1 protein-coding gene is annotated in these 243 nt (G+C 42.0%); it reads left to right on the top strand.

The annotated features are described in order from the left end of the window. Positions 1 to 243: hypothetical protein (locus NE619_RS18430; protein WP_256133915.1), on the top strand; the 243-nt coding region annotated here is incomplete at both ends.

The raw sequence follows: 243 nt of genomic DNA, 5'->3' as shown, positions 1-243 counted from the left end.
CAACCGCCGCATTTATAACGCAACCGCCGAAGCAGGTGTGGTACAGATGACGCGTACTCCTGATTTTCTGAATTCTTATCAGTATGCTAATCTGTACAATGAAGCGCGTGCAAATGACGGATTGACTCCTTACTATAATCAGAAACAACTGGAAGGATATAAAAACTCCAAAGGAGCCAATGACCTATTGTATCCGAACGTCGATTTGTACGATCAGTTATTGAACAAAAATGCCAACTATCG

Origin of the sequence: Anaerovorax odorimutans (assembly GCF_024459955.1) — a bacterium.
In the GTDB taxonomy this organism is placed as follows: Bacteria; Bacillota; Clostridia; order Peptostreptococcales; family Anaerovoracaceae; genus Hominibacterium; species Hominibacterium odorimutans_A.
This window is presented reverse-complemented; position numbering and strand designations above follow the sequence as displayed.